16 protein-coding genes and 1 rRNA gene are annotated in these 15,273 nt (G+C 54.3%); 8 read left to right on the top strand and 9 right to left on the bottom strand.

What is annotated here, in order from left to right; translation table 11 throughout:
- Window positions 1-1,022 (bottom strand): 16S ribosomal RNA (locus tag FYJ78_RS12595); the annotation flags it as partial.
- 598 nt (window positions 1,023-1,620) lie between these two features.
- On the opposite strand from FYJ78_RS12595, the gene FYJ78_RS12590 reads away from it, so the two are divergent.
- Genes FYJ78_RS12590 through FYJ78_RS13185 form a run of 4 tightly spaced genes read left to right on the top strand, consistent with a single transcriptional unit; the run spans window position 1,621 to window position 3,426 of the window.
- Window positions 1,621-2,256, top strand: a complete 636-nt coding sequence (locus tag FYJ78_RS12590) for an adenine-specific methyltransferase EcoRI family protein (protein WP_154621742.1) — start codon at window positions 1,621-1,623, stop codon at window positions 2,254-2,256.
- A gap of 1 nt (window position 2,257) precedes the next feature.
- Complete coding sequence (locus tag FYJ78_RS12875) at window positions 2,258-2,974, top strand: DUF262 domain-containing protein (protein ID WP_206671407.1); 717 nt, start codon at window positions 2,258-2,260, stop codon at window positions 2,972-2,974.
- A gap of 9 nt (window positions 2,975-2,983) precedes the next feature.
- Window positions 2,984-3,316 (top strand): hypothetical protein, encoded by a 333-nt coding sequence (locus FYJ78_RS12870; protein ID WP_206671406.1) that lies wholly within the window; start codon window positions 2,984-2,986, stop codon window positions 3,314-3,316.
- Window positions 3,317-3,321: 5 nt separating this feature from the next.
- A complete protein-coding gene (locus tag FYJ78_RS13185) occupies window positions 3,322-3,426 on the top strand; it encodes an HNH endonuclease (RefSeq protein ID WP_206671405.1) in 105 nt (34 codons plus the stop codon).
- A 92-nt stretch (window positions 3,427-3,518) separates the two neighbouring features.
- Here FYJ78_RS13185 and FYJ78_RS12580 read toward each other — a convergent pair whose 3' ends face one another.
- The 6 genes from FYJ78_RS12580 to FYJ78_RS12790 form a co-directional block, all read right to left on the bottom strand.
- Window positions 3,519-6,188 carry an EAL domain-containing protein gene (locus FYJ78_RS12580; protein WP_195847981.1) on the bottom strand — a complete coding sequence of 890 codons (2,670 nt, stop codon included), beginning with the start codon at window positions 6,186-6,188 and terminating at the stop codon, window positions 3,519-3,521.
- A gap of 235 nt (window positions 6,189-6,423) precedes the next feature.
- Window positions 6,424-7,089, bottom strand: a complete 666-nt coding sequence (locus FYJ78_RS12575) for a D-sedoheptulose-7-phosphate isomerase (RefSeq protein ID WP_154621740.1) — start codon at window positions 7,087-7,089, stop codon at window positions 6,424-6,426.
- Between the two features lie 36 nt (window positions 7,090-7,125).
- Window positions 7,126-7,809 carry a hypothetical protein gene (locus FYJ78_RS12570; RefSeq protein WP_154621739.1) on the bottom strand — a complete coding sequence of 228 codons (684 nt, stop codon included), beginning with the start codon at window positions 7,807-7,809 and terminating at the stop codon, window positions 7,126-7,128.
- 34 nt (window positions 7,810-7,843) lie between these two features.
- Window positions 7,844-8,122 carry a hypothetical protein gene (locus tag FYJ78_RS12565; RefSeq protein ID WP_154621738.1) on the bottom strand — a complete coding sequence of 93 codons (279 nt, stop codon included), beginning with the start codon at window positions 8,120-8,122 and terminating at the stop codon, window positions 7,844-7,846.
- Between the two features lie 81 nt (window positions 8,123-8,203).
- Complete coding sequence (locus FYJ78_RS12560) at window positions 8,204-8,371, bottom strand: aminoglycoside phosphotransferase (protein ID WP_154621737.1); 168 nt, start codon at window positions 8,369-8,371, stop codon at window positions 8,204-8,206.
- A 51-nt stretch (window positions 8,372-8,422) separates the two neighbouring features.
- On the bottom strand, window positions 8,423-8,584 hold the full coding sequence (locus FYJ78_RS12790) for a hypothetical protein (protein ID WP_195847980.1): 162 nt from the start codon (window positions 8,582-8,584) through the stop codon (window positions 8,423-8,425).
- 41 nt (window positions 8,585-8,625) lie between these two features.
- Here FYJ78_RS12790 and FYJ78_RS12555 point away from each other — a divergent pair, with 41 nt between their 5' ends.
- From FYJ78_RS12555 to FYJ78_RS12540, 4 genes are all read left to right on the top strand, one after another.
- Window positions 8,626-10,440 carry a MutS-related protein gene (locus tag FYJ78_RS12555; protein WP_235900071.1) on the top strand — a complete coding sequence of 605 codons (1,815 nt, stop codon included), beginning with the start codon at window positions 8,626-8,628 and terminating at the stop codon, window positions 10,438-10,440.
- Between the two features lie 178 nt (window positions 10,441-10,618).
- Window positions 10,619-11,989: an alanine/glycine:cation symporter family protein gene (locus tag FYJ78_RS12550; RefSeq protein WP_154621743.1), complete on the top strand. Its 1,371-nt coding sequence runs from the start codon at window positions 10,619-10,621 to the stop codon at window positions 11,987-11,989.
- Between the two features lie 79 nt (window positions 11,990-12,068).
- A complete protein-coding gene (locus FYJ78_RS12545; RefSeq protein WP_154621736.1) occupies window positions 12,069-12,833 on the top strand; it encodes an AzlC family ABC transporter permease in 765 nt (254 codons plus the stop codon).
- On the top strand, window positions 12,823-13,134 hold the full coding sequence (locus FYJ78_RS12540) for an AzlD domain-containing protein (RefSeq protein WP_154621735.1): 312 nt from the start codon (window positions 12,823-12,825) through the stop codon (window positions 13,132-13,134). The genes FYJ78_RS12545 and FYJ78_RS12540 overlap by 11 nt, the downstream gene beginning before the upstream one ends.
- A gap of 117 nt (window positions 13,135-13,251) precedes the next feature.
- On the opposite strand, the gene panF is transcribed toward FYJ78_RS12540, so the two are convergent.
- Both panF and FYJ78_RS12530 read right to left on the bottom strand, forming a co-directional pair.
- Complete coding sequence (panF, locus tag FYJ78_RS12535; RefSeq protein ID WP_154621734.1) at window positions 13,252-14,742, bottom strand: sodium/pantothenate symporter; 1,491 nt, start codon at window positions 14,740-14,742, stop codon at window positions 13,252-13,254.
- Window positions 14,735-15,007, bottom strand: coding sequence for a YhdT family protein (locus tag FYJ78_RS12530; protein ID WP_154621733.1), 273 nt, complete (start codon window positions 15,005-15,007; stop codon window positions 14,735-14,737). The genes panF and FYJ78_RS12530 overlap by 8 nt, the downstream gene beginning before the upstream one ends.
- Window positions 15,008-15,273: the final 266 nt, after the last annotated feature.

Raw genomic sequence — 15,273 nt, 5'->3', positions numbered from 1 at the left:
ACTCAATGTCAAGCCCTGGTAAGGTTCTTCGCGTTGCGTCGAATTAAACCACATACTCCACCGCTTGTGCGGGCCCCCGTCAATTCCTTTGAGTTTCAGCCTTGCGGCCGTACTCCCCAGGCGGAATGCTTATTGCGTTAACTCCGGCACAGGAGGGGTTGATACCTCCTACACCTAGCATTCATCGTTTACGGCGTGGACTACCAGGGTATCTAATCCTGTTCGCTCCCCACGCTTTCGAGCCTCAGCGTCAGTTACAGTCCAGAAAGCCGCCTTCGCCACTGGTGTTCCTCCTAATATCTACGCATTTCACCGCTACACTAGGAATTCCGCTTTCCTCTCCTGCACTCAAGAAAGATAGTTTCCATCCCCTCACGGGGTTGAGCCCCGCACTTTTAAGATAGACTTACCTTCCCGCCTGCGCTCCCTTTACGCCCAATAATTCCGGACAACGCTCGCCACCTACGTATTACCGCGGCTGCTGGCACGTAGTTAGCCGTGGCTTCCTCGTCAGGTACCGTCATTCAGAACCCATATTTTGAGTCCTGACATTCGTCCCCGACAACAGAGCTTTACGAGTCGAAACCCTTCTTCACTCACGCGGCGTTGCTCCGTCAGGCTTGCGCCCATTGCGGAAGATTCCCCACTGCTGCCTCCCGTAGGAGTCTGGACCGTGTCTCAGTTCCAATGTGGCCGTTCATCCTCTCAGACCGGCTACTGATCGTCGCCTTGGTGGGCTCTTACCCCGCCAACTAGCTAATCAGACGCAGACCCATCGCAAAGCGATAGCTTACAAGTAGAGGCCATCTTTAATGTCCCTTCCATGCGGAAAAGACACAACATTCGGTATTAGCAGTCCTTTCGGACTGTTGTCCCCATCTTTGCGGCAGGTTGTCTACGCGTTACTCACCCGTTTGCCACTCGACTCAATAAAAGCAAGCTTCTAAATCGTCTCGTTCGACTTGCATGTGTTAAGCACGCCGCCAGCGTTCGTCCTGAGCCAGGATCAAACTCTCCATAAAATTTATGAAGAACCTTGATTGGCTCTAATAATCTTTTTGGTCTAAACTTCAAAAATGAAGCTTAGTAAAGAAATTGCCGATTGCTTATGTTCATAATCAATCGATGTTTTAAAAACATCTGGCTTGAATCACAAATGATTCATGTTGCATTGTTTAGTTTTCAGAGAACCACCTGAGGCTTTCGCCCCGCCGCTCATCTCAGCGACTCATTTAGTATATCGCATCGACTTACTCATGTCAAGGACTTTTTCATCCTTTTTTCAAGTTTTTTACTCAGCTCTTTCCTGCACATAATGCAAAAGAAAAGGAGCAAATGTCTTAGCGACTTGTAATATGATACAGGATGATCATCTCTTTGTCAACCCATTTTTATCCGCCAAATGAAATTTTGTGATTGAGACGTGATAAAGTCTCATTGTATTATAGAATCCGTCTGCCGATAAAACTGCGGGTGACCGCATAACCGACACCACACAATTCAAATGCCGTTGAACGCTTCTGTTATCCGTATTACAACATAAGTATCAGTCAGTTTGCGCCAAGTACGGGATGCGTCTGACGCGGAGGGGATAAGTTCCGCGATTTTTTGGGATGGATTATGGACGGCAAGAAGCAGTTTGTTATCCTTGGTAATATGAATGCGATTACCTACAAAGAGGTTTTCCCCCTCCTTAAGGATAATGAAATCTGGCTTGGATATTCCATCCATTCTGGAGATAGAAAATTCAATGTTCCGGATGATTATCCATTAAATGCAGCAGGCTGCGGTATCGATGAAGATGGAAAGAAATTCATTAGAGTCAAAGGTGTCAGATGGTTCACGAATATTGATCATGACTTACGTCATCAACCACTGCTGCTTGATACTATGAATAACAATCTGAAATTTAACAAGAAGCTCAAGAAGAAGCTCGAAACAACTTTTGGCGCGATAAAGTATCCGCATTACGACAACTATGATGCTATAGAAGTTCCTTTCACTGAATGTATTCCTTCGGATTATAATGGTATTATGGGAGTTCCAATAACTTTCATGGATAAGTATAATCCGAATCAGTTCGCGATTTTAGGTATAACCGATAGAAATAATGAATATGGCTTGACGACGAAGATATATACGCCAAGTGATGGTAATAATTATGCTGATTGTAATCGAAGGGCTGCAATACGATTATCAAATGGAAAGCTTGTCTCTACTTATGCAAGACTCTTGATAAAAAAGGCAGATGAATGATATGAAAACAACGCTACATACTGAATGGACCGTCGGAGATATCTGCAAGGAATTCTTCCACGACAAGAACGAGAACAAGGGCTTGTTCGGCATGGATGGCCAGCTCATTATCCAGCCGGAATATCAGCGCAATTACATCTACGGCGACGGCAAGCGCGATGTGGCGGTCGTTGAATCACTGCTGAAGGGTTATCCGCTCGGGCTTATCTACTTTGTCAAGAACGCGGACGGTAAGTATGAAGTCTTGGACGGACAACAGCGCATCACGTCGTTTGCGCGATTCGTTGCAAACTCTTGGACGTTTGCGGTCATGCGTGAAGGTAAACCGAAATATTTTGAAAGTCTCGAGAAGGATGAACAGGAGCTTCTTGTAAATACGCCGCTCACGATCTACGTCTGTGAAGGCCAGCCGTCCGAGATTGAAGCATGGTTCAAGACAATCAGCATCGCTGGCGTTCCTCTCGTTGAGCAGGAGCTTCGCAATGCAGCCTATCACGGCCCGTTCGTAACGGCGGCCCGCAAGCATTTCTCGAACCCGGAGAACGCCAACATGCCGAGATGGAGGACCTACGCGAAGGGCGATCCGAAGCGCCAGGGCATACTGGAGACGGCGCTTAACTGGGTCAGCGAGGGCCAGATTGAGGATTACATGGCGAAACATCGCAATGATACGGATATCAAGGATATAGACAAGTATTTTGAAACCGTTCTTGATTGAGCAAGTAGATTGTTTGATTGTACGGATTCTGTTATGTGCGGTATCGACTGGGGCCGTTTGTATCGGGAGTATCATGAGAAAGCCTACAACCATAAGGAGATTAATGCTCGTGTCGATGCGCTGCTGGATGATTCGTGTGTATCGGATAAGCGCGGCATATTTGAATATGTCCTGAGCGGCGAACAGGACAAGAAGTTGCTGAATATCCGAGTCTTTACGGATGCAGTCAAGAAAAGAGTCTATAAGAAACAGACTGACGCCGCGAAAAAGAAAGGCATCAGCAATTGCCCATACTGCGCGATGAGCAACAACGAAAAGGAAAAGGAAAAATCTGGAAACTGAACGAGATGGGCGCCGATCACGTTACGGCATGGAGCAAAGGCGGTTCGACGGACGAGAAGAACTGCCAGATGCTTTGCAAGACCCATAACCGTTCTAAGGGGAATCGATAAGTCGGAAAAATTCTTCCAGCTGCTTGATATTGTTGTCATGACCGAAAAAGCCCCTCCGCGGCCAATGAAACGCGGAGAGGCTTTTTTGTGTTTTATGGCAGGATGCGTCCTTCGGTGGTGTGGTGTTCCAGAAACTCGCTGAATTCATCGGCCGGCATGGGTTTTGCGAAGAGGAAGCCTTGACCGTAGTGGCAGTCGATGCCGAGCAGCAGAAGTTCCTGCGGTCTGGTTTCGATGCCCTCGACGAGTACCCGCATATCGAGGCTGTGTCCGAGCTCGACAACATGGCGCAGGATGGTCAGAGCCCGCGGCGAGGTTTCAGCGGCCAGGAGCATCGAGCGGTCGATTTTCATGACGTCCATCGGCAGGTTCTGGAGCATGGCGATGGACGAATAGCCAGTGCAGAAATCGTCCATGGAAAGCCGGTAGCCCATCTTTTTGAGAGAGGTGACGATACGGGACGCGTCGCGCCGGGCATCCTGCGTGGAAAAGTCGATGAAGGCGGTTTCCGTCAGTTCCAGATCAATCAGGCCGGACGGCAGATGATATTTGTCCGCGATGGCCTGCATGCGTTCCAGATAATTTTCTTCCTTGATGTGCATTCCGGACTGATTGACGGAGATGGGGACCGTGATCTGTCCGTGCTCCAGCCGGTTTTTCTGATACTGGCAGACCTGTTCCAGCATATAGTAGTCCAGCTGGACAATGAAGCCGTTGTGCTCAAAGAGACCGATAAACTGCCCGGGCATCAGGAAGCCGAGTTCCGGACTTGCCCAGCGCACGAGCGACTCGGCGGCGCAGACAGACTGCGCGTCGATATTGTATTTCGCCTGCAGGTAAACCTTGAATTCTCCCTTGGCCAACGCCTTTTCCATCAGGCTTTCCATCTGCTTCTGGCGCAGGATGCTGTTCTGCATCGCATAGTCGTACACACCGACAGGCTGCCGGTTAGCCATGGTTTCGTTATGAGCGGAAAAGGCATTATCAACCCATGTGTCTGTATGAATGTCGCCCTTGGGCGGAATGGCGCAAAGACCGATGTGGTAGCGGACGCTCGTCGGCGTGCCGTTAAATACGCAGATTCGCGCATCATGAGCGACTTTCGCCGCCGCCTGCTTCATGCTCATGCCGTCCGGACGGCGGCAGAGAACGATCAGCGAAAAAAGGTCGGAGGTCATGGCATCGATGAGCAGCCAGTCATTCTCGGCGCGCACCTTGCGGATGAGGTTCATTATGCTTTCGCGGAAGCTGCCGGCATGGTAAATTTCCTTCAGGAAGGAGATATGCTGAGCGCTGAGGACCATGAGGAACAGCCTTCCGGCCTCGCGGTCCTCCTGATACTGCGCCAAGGCTCTGGGCAGCTCCCGCCGGAACCAGCGGAGGTTGTACATGCCGATATCCTCGATCACATGAGCCTGCCGGTAAAGCTCCTGATTATGACGACGGCGCATGCGCATCCAGAAAAGCAGCACCAGCAGCACCGTGGCAAAAATAACGCTGAGAAAGATAACGGTTCCCACGGGATTGCGGTAAATCAGGGAACGGAGCGTCTCTCTGTTCTGCGACTGATAGACCTCGCGGCTGATGATGCTCTTGATTTTCTGCTGATCCAGATGCGCGATCTCCTTATTGAGAATGCGAACGAGCAGCGGATCGGCCTGATAGCTTACAGCCATGGAAACCTGATGGGAAAATAGGACATTGCCGCTGGTATACAGATTGTAGAATCCATTTTGGTAAATATAGTCCTGCAGGGTGATGGATTTGACCATGGTGAGGTCGGCTTTCCCCCGCTCGACGGCATCAAGACAATCCTCGATGGTATTATAATAACGGAGCTGTCCCGGCAGATAATGCTTCTCGATATAATCGCGGACATAGTAATGACTGCGCGGGCAGGCGACAGTCGGATGATCCGGCAGAGTCCGATCCCGGCGCGTCACGGGAACATAAGACAGGGAAAGATACGGGAAGGTAATGTCGGCATTATGCGCCCGGGCCCAGTTGTAATCCGTGAAGAAATCGGTAACGAGATCGATGTCGCCCGCCGCCAGATGTTCCATCATGCTGCCTTGATCGGTTTCGGGCAGTACCTGTATCCGGATATCCAGATCTTTCTCAATCTGCCGCATGATGTCTGCGACGACGCCGCGATGAATAATCCCGTCAAACCAGGTATAGGGCGGCTGTCCCGGAGACGCCATGGCATACAGGACTTTTTTCTGCTGAAGATACGCGCGTTCTTCCTCCGTGAGCATGAGGGGCAGTGTCTGGTTCTGATAATATTTTTTCTCCAGACTCAGCCGGTAAAAGGGATTGATTTTCGTCATTTCGGTCAGACCGGATCTCATCCGGTCCGTCAGAGCACCGGCATTTTCATTCAAGCACAGTACGCCGACGCCTTCCCCAAGCATGACCCGCTGAAAGCCTGCCGTATTCTGCAGCAATACGGCAGGATCCGTGTAAAAAGGCTTCCCCTGCATCAGCCACTCAAAGGAATGATCCGGTTCGATGAACATATCGATGCTCCCATTTTGCAGGCGCTCTTCATTCTGCTGCTGGAAACCGGGCAGATACTCAAGCTCTGCCCCGATATAGGAGGCCAGTCCTTCCAGATACTCATAGGCAATCCCCGAATAATGCCCTTCGCCGTCGCGGGCCAGAAAATTTTCCATACTGGTGTAGCCCACCCGCAGCGACATCCGCTCCGCAGCACAGGCAAAAGATGCCTTCGCCCCAAAAGCCGTCAGCAGGAGAAGCACACAAAAAAGAAAACAACATACGGTTCGTTTTGCATAACACATCGTTCTTATCGCCTTCTCATTTTTCGTTTTCATTATAATAATAACTAAATTCGCTTCAATCGCGGAAAAACCTTCCTGCTGGGACTTTTTTCCTGTTTTCTTCCAAAAACAAAGCGGCCGCGCATCATTTGTGCGCGGCCGCTTTGTTTCACGAGGCCTCAAGATTCAGACGCGAATCCTGTTCCATATTGTTTTATTGCGATTCCCTGCCGAAAAATTCTTCTTCGGCGGCGATGCAGAGCATGTGGTAGACGGGAAGATGAAGCTCCTGTATGCGGTACGTTTCCTCGTCCGGCACGCGAATGGTCACATCGGCGAGACGGCGCGAATAGATTTTGCCGCCCGACCGGCCGGTCAGGGCGATGGTTTTCACGCCTTTGACTTTGGCCATCTGCAGCGCATAGAGGACGTTTTTACTGTTCCCGGAGGTCGATATGGCCAGCAGAACATCGCCGGGATTGCCCATGCCGAGAATCTGCTGCGCAAAGGAAAGATCCGGCGCCTGATCGTTGGCAAAGGCCGTATTCAGTGCAACCTGATTGACCAGAGAAAGCGCCGGCAGCGCGCCCTGCAGGTTTTCCAGAAAGTAGTCTGCTTCTTCCGGGCATACTTCCCGCATCTTCTGCGCCATCGCCGCATCAAGGCGGCGCGGCAGAAGGAATCCTTTCATGAGCTCGCCGACGATGTGCTCGGCATCCGACGCGCTGCCGCCGTTGCCGCAGGCAATGAGTTTATGCCCGCCGCGATAGCTTTCGCAGATCATCTCCACCGCTTCATGCAGGTCTTTTCCGCAGACAGCCAGCGCCGGATATCGTTCCGTCAGTTCGTCGACTTTTTGGCTTACCGATGCTTTTACCATAAGTGCTTCCCTTCCTGTCTCTTCGTTTTCATTTCGTCAGCGGCTGCGGTATTTGTCCGCCGTGCTCTTTGCCTCATAGCCGTCGTCCGGCCCTTTGATGTCGTGAATCTCCATGCGCTGCTGCGAGCCGCTGTGCGGCGTGACATTCAAGGGTTCCTGCGGTTGGCTGTTCATGCGCGACGCGCGATAGACATTCGTTTCCTTCCCGCGCCCGCGGAATTTATTCCATGCCCAGCGCAGAATCAGGAATACTGCCGCCACCATGAGAATGTTCATGACGAGGCCGAGAATATCCGCCATCATGCCGCCGCCCAGTCCGCCAAAGAGATGCGACAGCATGGAGCCGAGCATCATGCCGCCGGCGAACAGGCCGATATTTCGAAGCGCGCTTCCCCAGCGGCTTCCGCTCTGCGTATTGGCGGCATTTCCCGCCGCTGCTTTGCTGCTGGCTGCCGGCGCGTTCTTTTCCAGACTCTTCGCATCCTTGGACGGCTTGTATCCTTCTCCGTTGCCGGATACGGATTTGCTGTTATTCTTACTTGGCGCCACGGCTTTCGGTGCCGCGGCTTTCGGTGCGGACTTGACGCCTCCGCCGAGCTTCGCTCCGCCCTTGGCGGCATAGGCGGTCCCTACCGTCGCAGAGGTCACCGCGGGGACGGCAACAGCCGCCATCACGCCGACCATGACCACCGCGGCCAGTTTTTTCATATTTATCATCATGAATGATCTCCTTTATTCGTTCTTTTTCTGCTGCTTATTCTTCCTTGTACGATTTGATGTCGTCGGGGAACGCATAGATCTCACCGACTGTATCAAGCTCTCCCGAAAGGTAGCGGTCAATGTCGTCGACATCGATATAGAGCTTGCAGTCGATGTCCAGATATCCCTGTTCCTTTCCCTGCGACAGATCGCGGATCGCCATGAGCTTTTCCCGCAGCTTCAACAGTTCGCTGCGCGTCGCATGGATGTCGAGCTTAATCTGCGGGACGCCGTACTGCCGGAGCACTTCGTCCATGGTCATGCGTTGTGACATAGTCATTCCATCCTCTCTGTTTGTTTGACTTTTTGATATTTGTATTTTAACAAGCATTCATGAAAAATTACTGAGAATCCGTCAGGATTTTCCCCGCGAACGCATGCGGTCGAGGATCTGCTGCAGCTTCCGTTTTTGCCGCAAATGCGTTTCATAGTCGAGATCGTTGGAGTCGATCCGCATCCTCTTTTCGATGCAGTCGATGCTCTTTTGGAGACGCTCCATCGCCTCGCTGTGATCTTCCTTCATCGAAAGCCCCCTCGTCCTGTTTTCTCTGCCCATTTATCTATTATCTATCGTTTATCTTATCGTTTTTCGCCGCGTCGCGCAAGGAGGGAGAATCCGGCCGCCCTGCGGCCCGCAGTCCTGCGCCGCTTTTCTGCGGGCGCCGCGGGGATGACCGGCATCAACCGGCATCCTGCAGAGGGAATCTTCGTTTTCATCCGATTTTCCCTTCCGCATGATATAATAATACCATACATTTTCCTGTGAGGTGAGTAGTTTTGCATGAAAAATCCGACAAATATCGTTTTTTCCAGACAGCATATCATAGAGAGCTGTCCGTATCCAAAGCGCTGCAGCGGCAAAGCAGCCGTCTGACCGCCCTGCGCACCGTTTCGTTTCTGCTCATGATTTTTTCCTTTGCCGCCGGCTATGACGGGCATATCATCGGCTCCGTCTTCGGCGTTCTTTTCCTCGCGGCATTCGCGGCGCTCGTGCATCGCCACAGCCATCTCAGGGAAAGGATTCGCCTGCAGGACAGCCTGACCGCCGTGATCCAGTCCTTTCTCTGCCGGTTTGACGGACGCTGGAAGGACTTTGCCGCGGACGGCGCCGACATGATGCAGAAGGACTGTCCCCAGCAATCCGATCTATCGGTGTTCGGCCATGCCTCTCTGTATCAGTATCTTTCCTGCGCGCGCACACTGCGCGGCTGCCGGCGGCTGGCCGCGGCGCTGACGGCGGTCCCTCCGGGACGCAGCAAGATCCTCGCCCGCCAGCAGGCCGTCGCTGAGCTCATAAAAAAGCCGCTGCTCTGCCTGCGTCTCGAGGCCCGGGGCCGCCTGCTGCCCGAGCATCACGATACCACGGAGCTGCTGGAAGAGCTGGAAACGCAGCCGGCCGGAAGCAGCCGGATCGCGGGGAGCAGAACAATCCGCTTCTTCCCGCTGATCGTTCTGCTGAGCCTCATCCTTGCCGGATTCGGGCAGCTGAGCTGGACTGCGGCTGGACTGCTGACTGCATTCCAGTTTCTTCTGGCCATGGCCTTCCACCGCCGAAACCAGAAAATACTGGCTCCTCTTGCCAGTCTCACCCATGAACTTCATCAATACGAAGTCCTGTTCCGCGAAATCGAGCAGGCGGATTTTTCCTCCACCACCCTCCGCGCGCTTCAGCAGCGGCTGCGAGACGGTGGCGCAGGCGATTGCCTTCACAAGCTGGCCGCTCTCACCGACCGTGTCGCCATGGGGAGGAACCTGTTCTTTTTCGTTCTGGCCAACACGCTGTTTCTCTGGGACTGCCATCAGGCCGCGGCGTTCTCCCGCTGGCGCGAGTCCGCCGCCGAGAATCTGCGGGAATGGATCGATATCTGGTCGGAAATGGAAGTCCTGCTCTCCCTTGCCGTCGTCGGTCATACCCGGACCGTATATACCTTCCCGGAGCTGCGGCAGGGACAGCCGGAACTTACGGCCCGCCGTCTTTCTCCGCTCTTGATTGACGAGGAAAAAGCCGTTCCCAATGACGCGGACTTCACCGCCGGCGCCTGCATCATCACCGGTTCAAACATGTCGGGAAAGACAACTTATCTGCGGGCGCTGGCCTCATCCGCCGTACTCGCCTATGCCGGCGCTCCGGTCTGCGCAGAGTTCTTTGCGCTCACACCGCTTCATATTTTTACCTCGATTCAGGTAAACGACGATCCGGCCCGGGGCATTTCCACCTTCTATGCCGAGCTGCTGCGCATCCGGCAGATGGTCCGCTTCAGCCGCCGGAAGGCCCCCATGCTCATCTGCATCGACGAAATCTTCAAGGGAACCAATTCCGCCGACCGCATCACCGGCGCAAAAGAAGCCCTCCGCCGCCTGATACGGCCCTGGTGCATCACACTGGTGACCACGCATGACTTCGAGCTCTGCGATCTGCACTCGCCGAACGATCTTCCTGTGACCAACTGCCATTTTGAAGAATTTTACGAGGACGGCAAAATCCGGTTCGATTACCGCCGCAAGCCCGGCCGGTGCCAGACCACCAACGCCCGCTATCTCCTGCGCATGGCCGGCATCCTGTCCGACGAAGAAACAGACAACCTCGGATAAAGTGAGAAAAAACAGTCCGAAGCCGTTTATATAAACGGCTTCGGAACTTTTTTTGCCCAAAAAGCGAGACAAATGTCCATATATGTGGTATTATAGGATTTGTCTTAATTATATAGATGATTGTCCTTTTCAAAAAGACATCATTGTTTCATTTATCTTCTCAAGGAGGACATTTCCTATGGAATCATTCATCCCGTTACTTAATGCCATCGATACCTTCATGTGGGGTCCGCCGCTCATCACTTTGCTGGTCGGCACCGGCATCTTTCTGACGATCCGTCTCCGCCTGCTGCAGGTATTCCGCCTGCCGCTCGCACTCAAGCTCATCTTCAAGGCCAAGAACAAGGGCGAAGGCGATGTGTCCAGCTTCAAGGCGCTCTGCGTCGCTCTCGCCGCCACGGTCGGCACCGGCAATATCGTCGGCGTCGCCACGGCGGTCAAGGTCGGCGGCCCCGGCGCGATCTTCTGGATGTGGATGGCCGCCTTCTTCGGCATGGCCACAAAATACTCGGAGGGACTGCTGGCCATCAAATACCGCTCCGTCGATGAAAAAGGCGAAATCGCGGGCGGGCCGATGTTCTACATCCGGAACGGCATGGGCGAAAAATGGAAGCCGCTTGCGACCTTCTTTGCCGTCGCCTGCATCCTCGTCGCCTTCCTCGGCATCGGCACATTCCCGCAGGTCAACGCCATCGTAGACAGCATGGAACTCTCCTTCGGCTTCCCGAAAGCGGCGACGGACGCCATTCTTACCTTCTTCATCGCCGCCATCACGATCGGCGGTCTGCAGTCGATCGCCCGCGTCGCCTCCGGCGTCATTCCTTTCATGGCCTTTTTCTATGTCGCCATCTGCATCGGACTCATCGTCGTCCACGTCGATCAGCTTCCGGCAGCCGTCGCGCTGATTCTGGAAAACGCCTTCACCGGACAGGCCGCAGTCGGCGGCTTCGCCGGTTCGACCATCATGATGGCCATGCAGAACGGTATCGCCCGCGGCGTCTTTTCCAACGAATCGGGTCTGGGCTCCGCGCCGATCGCCGCTGCCGCCGCCAAGACGAAATGGCCGGCTGAGCAGGGCCTGATCTCCATGACCGGCACCTTTATCGATACCATCATCATCTGCACCATGACAGGCCTTGCCCTCGTCCTCACCGGTGTATGGCAGGGAACGGCGGCCGGCGCTGCCATGACCAACAGCGCCTTTGCCAGCACCTATGGGATCATCGGCGGCAACCTGCTGACCATCGCCCTCGTCCTGTTCGCCTTTACGACGATTCTGGGCTGGAACTACTACGGAGAGCGCGCCTGCATCTATCTCTTTGGCACCAAGGGCGTTATGCCGTACCGCCTCATCTTCATCGTCCTCGTCGCATCCGGTGCCTTCCTCAAGCTGGAAGCGATCTGGATTCTTGCCGATATCGTCAACGGGCTCATGGCGATCCCGAACCTGATCGCGCTGATCGCGCTCTCCGGCGTCATCGTCGCCGAGACGAAGAAGTATCTCGACTATCGCCAGTCCCTGCCGAAAGATCGCACGGAAAATCCGTGATTTTCCATATCCGCCTTTACAAAATCTGCCTTCCGCCATAAAATGAAAGCACACACTCTTTACAGAAAGAAGGCTTTTCATGGCGGACAGACCATCCGATCTTTTACCATCACGCCGGGATGTATTTTTTGAAGGCATTCATGACGGCATGCCGATCGCACTCGGCTACTTCGTCGTCTCCTTCACGCTCGGCATCGCGGCGCGCAATGCGGGACTCACGCCCTTTCAAGGCTTTCTGGCAAGCCTTTTTAACAACGCCTCTGCCGGAGAATACGCAGCGTTCACCGTGATCGCCGCCGACGCGCCCTATCTGGAGCTGGCCATCATGACGCTTATCGCCAATGCCCGCTACATGCTGATGAGCTGCGTAGCCAGTCAGAAATTCGCTCCGGACACCCCGCTCATCCACCGCATACTCGTCGGCTTTGACATAACCGATGAAATTTTCGGCATCACCATCGCACGCAAAGGCCCGCTCAATCCGTACTATAACTACGGCGCCATGAGCGTGGCCATGCCCGGCTGGTCCATCGGCACAGCGCTCGGCGTCATCGCAGGCAATCTGCTGCCGGTGCAGGCAGTCAGCGCACTGTCGGTGGCGCTTTTCGGCATGTTTCTCTGGGTCATCATCCCGCCGGCCCGCGACAACCGTGTGATCGGCGCGCTCGTACTGGCCAGCTTCGCCGCAAGCTTCCTCTCCGCCCATACGCCGGGCCTCATGGAGCTTTCCGCCGGCACACGCACCATCATCCTTACGCTGGCGCTCGCAGCAATCGGCGCCGCTTTCTTCCCAGTAAAGGATCCATCTGCAGACCGAGAGGAGGACGAGAGCCATGCGGCATGACATCTATCTTTATCTTCTGGTCATGAGCGCCGTCACCCTTGCCATCCGCATTGTTCCGCTGACGCTCATCCGCCGGCAGATCAAGAACCGCTTTCTGCGTTCCTTCCTGTTCTACGTTCCCTATGTGACGCTGGCTGTAATGACCTTCCCGGCCATTCTCGAAACGACGCAGACGCCGGTTTCCGGCGCGCTGGCCCTCGCGGCCGGCATTGCGCTGGCCTGGTACGGAGCCAGCCTGTTCAAAGTCTCCGCCGCCTGCTGCCTCATCGTATTCTGCGTCGAATGGATGCTTTTGGGATAAAGAGAGGGGTACGGCAAAATGCTCTCGCATTTCGCCGTACCCCCTCTCTTTTTTTGTTTTTCCTGCCCGTCAGGGAAAAAATCTATGAGGAGGCCTTCCCCGGAATACTTTCCCGGCTTACCTCCGGGGAAAGAATACATCCAGCACTTTTTCTTCCTGCGGTTTTCCGGCATAAACGCCAAGGAGGAAAAACAGCAGGGACACCGTGATGCCGATTGTGATCTGATGCAGTCCCATGACCTTGAACCCCAGCCCCTGCGTCAGGCAATAGGCCAGCGTCCCGCCGCCCATGGACAAAACAGCGCCCAGCCGGTTGGCCCTGCGCCAGAACAGCCCCAGCAGAAGCGTCCAGAAAAACGCCGTTTCCAGTCCGCCAAAGGCAAACATATTGATGATCCAAATAAGGCTCGGCGGCGTCAGCGCGATGCAGAATACCGCCGCGCCGATAACCGCCGTGACGGCCATGGACAGCAGCCGCAGCCGGCGCCCGGACACCTCCTCGCCGCATTTCTGCTTATGATGCAGATACACATCCTTGATCACCGCCGAAGAAGCAACGATCAGCAGTCCGGAAATCGTCGAAACCGAAGCCGCCAGCGGCCCGATGATCGCCAGTCCCACCAAAGAGGCGGGTACGACCGTGACGATGGTCTTCGGAATGATATAATCCACGCCCCCATAACTGGCCAGACTGTCCGTGAGCACACCATGCGCCAGAATGCCGGTGAAATTGATGCCGATATTCATAAAGCCGACCACAACCGTGCCGATCATCATCGCCCGGTGAAGGCTTTTCGTATCCTTATAGCTGATGCCGCGCACCACGGACTGCGGCAGGGCAATCGTACAGATACCGACCAGAATCCACTGCGTGAGATACAGTCCCGCCGGCATATGCCCGGCGGAAAAAGGCTCCATCATTTCCGGATGATTGGTGCGGATGCTGTCCATGATCGCCGTATAGCCGCCGCCTGCCTGCAGCACATAATAAAGCAGCAGGACGATGCCGATCATCATCATGACGGCACAGCAGGTATCCGTAATCGCCACCGCCCGGAATCCGCCGATGCTCGTATAAAGCACAACCACCAGCCCAAAGAGCAGCAGCCCCAGTTCGTAATCATACCCCGTGACCGTCGCAAACAGCTTGGCTCCGCCGACGAACTGCGCCGTCATCGTACCGCAGAAAAACAGCACGATGATAAAAGCCGCCATCGCCGCCAGTCCATCCGACTGAAACCGCTCGCGGATGATGTCCACCACCGTCACCGCGTCAAACCGACGCGACAGCAGGGCCACCCGCTTGCCGAAAATGCCGAGAACGAGAAAAATCGCCGTGACCTGCACCACGGCCATATAAATCCAGCCGAAACCGATGTGCCAGGCCATGCCCGGGCCGCCGACAAACGAGCTGACCGAGCTGTACGTCGCCACCGTCGTCATCGCCAGTACAAAGCCGCCGAGGTCATGCCCGCCGATAAAATACTGCTGCACAAAACGCCGGGCAAATCCCTGCGACTGCGCACGGCGCACATAAAAGCCGATGCCGACCATAATGCCCATAAACACCAGCAAGGGAACCAATGCCGTCAGATTGCCTTCATTCATGATGCGCGTCCCCCTCTCCGGCCGCATCCTCATCCAGCTCCATGTCGCGGAAAATGAACGACGTCAGCAGACGAACGAGTACTATCGCAAAAAACCAGACGCCGAGACTCGACGTCACCGCCCAGATCGGCAGGCCAAAAACCTCGCCCTCCATGCCGGAAAGACCGAACCCCGCCGCGAGCCAGAATCCAATCAGCACAAAAAGCGCCAGACCGGTCCATCCCGCCTCGCGCTTGATCTGCTGATACTTCTCGTAATCAGACATAAAAATCCCCTTTCTGTACAGTCGCGCCTTATCGCGCGTACCGTCGTACAACAGTGTACCGCAGAACGGGGATTTTCGCAATTCAGAGAAATGCCGGAAAGGAGCCGTCCGCTCGTTTTTTTCGCCAATCGCTTCAAAAAAAGCCCGAATTGCAATAATAAGTTGAACACCCGGCGAACCTTTATGCAGTAAGTGCTGCAAGCATTTCTTCCCTAAAGCACTCCTCGGGTGTCTTATAGCCGAGTATTTTTCTTGGCAGGGTGTTG

Origin of the sequence: Wylensekiella montiformis, assembly GCF_009697385.1 — a bacterium.
GTDB lineage: Bacteria > Bacillota > Negativicutes > Selenomonadales > Selenomonadaceae > Selenomonas_A > Selenomonas_A montiformis.
Note: the sequence above shows the minus strand (reverse complement) of the source record. Positions and strands in the feature narration are given on the sequence as shown.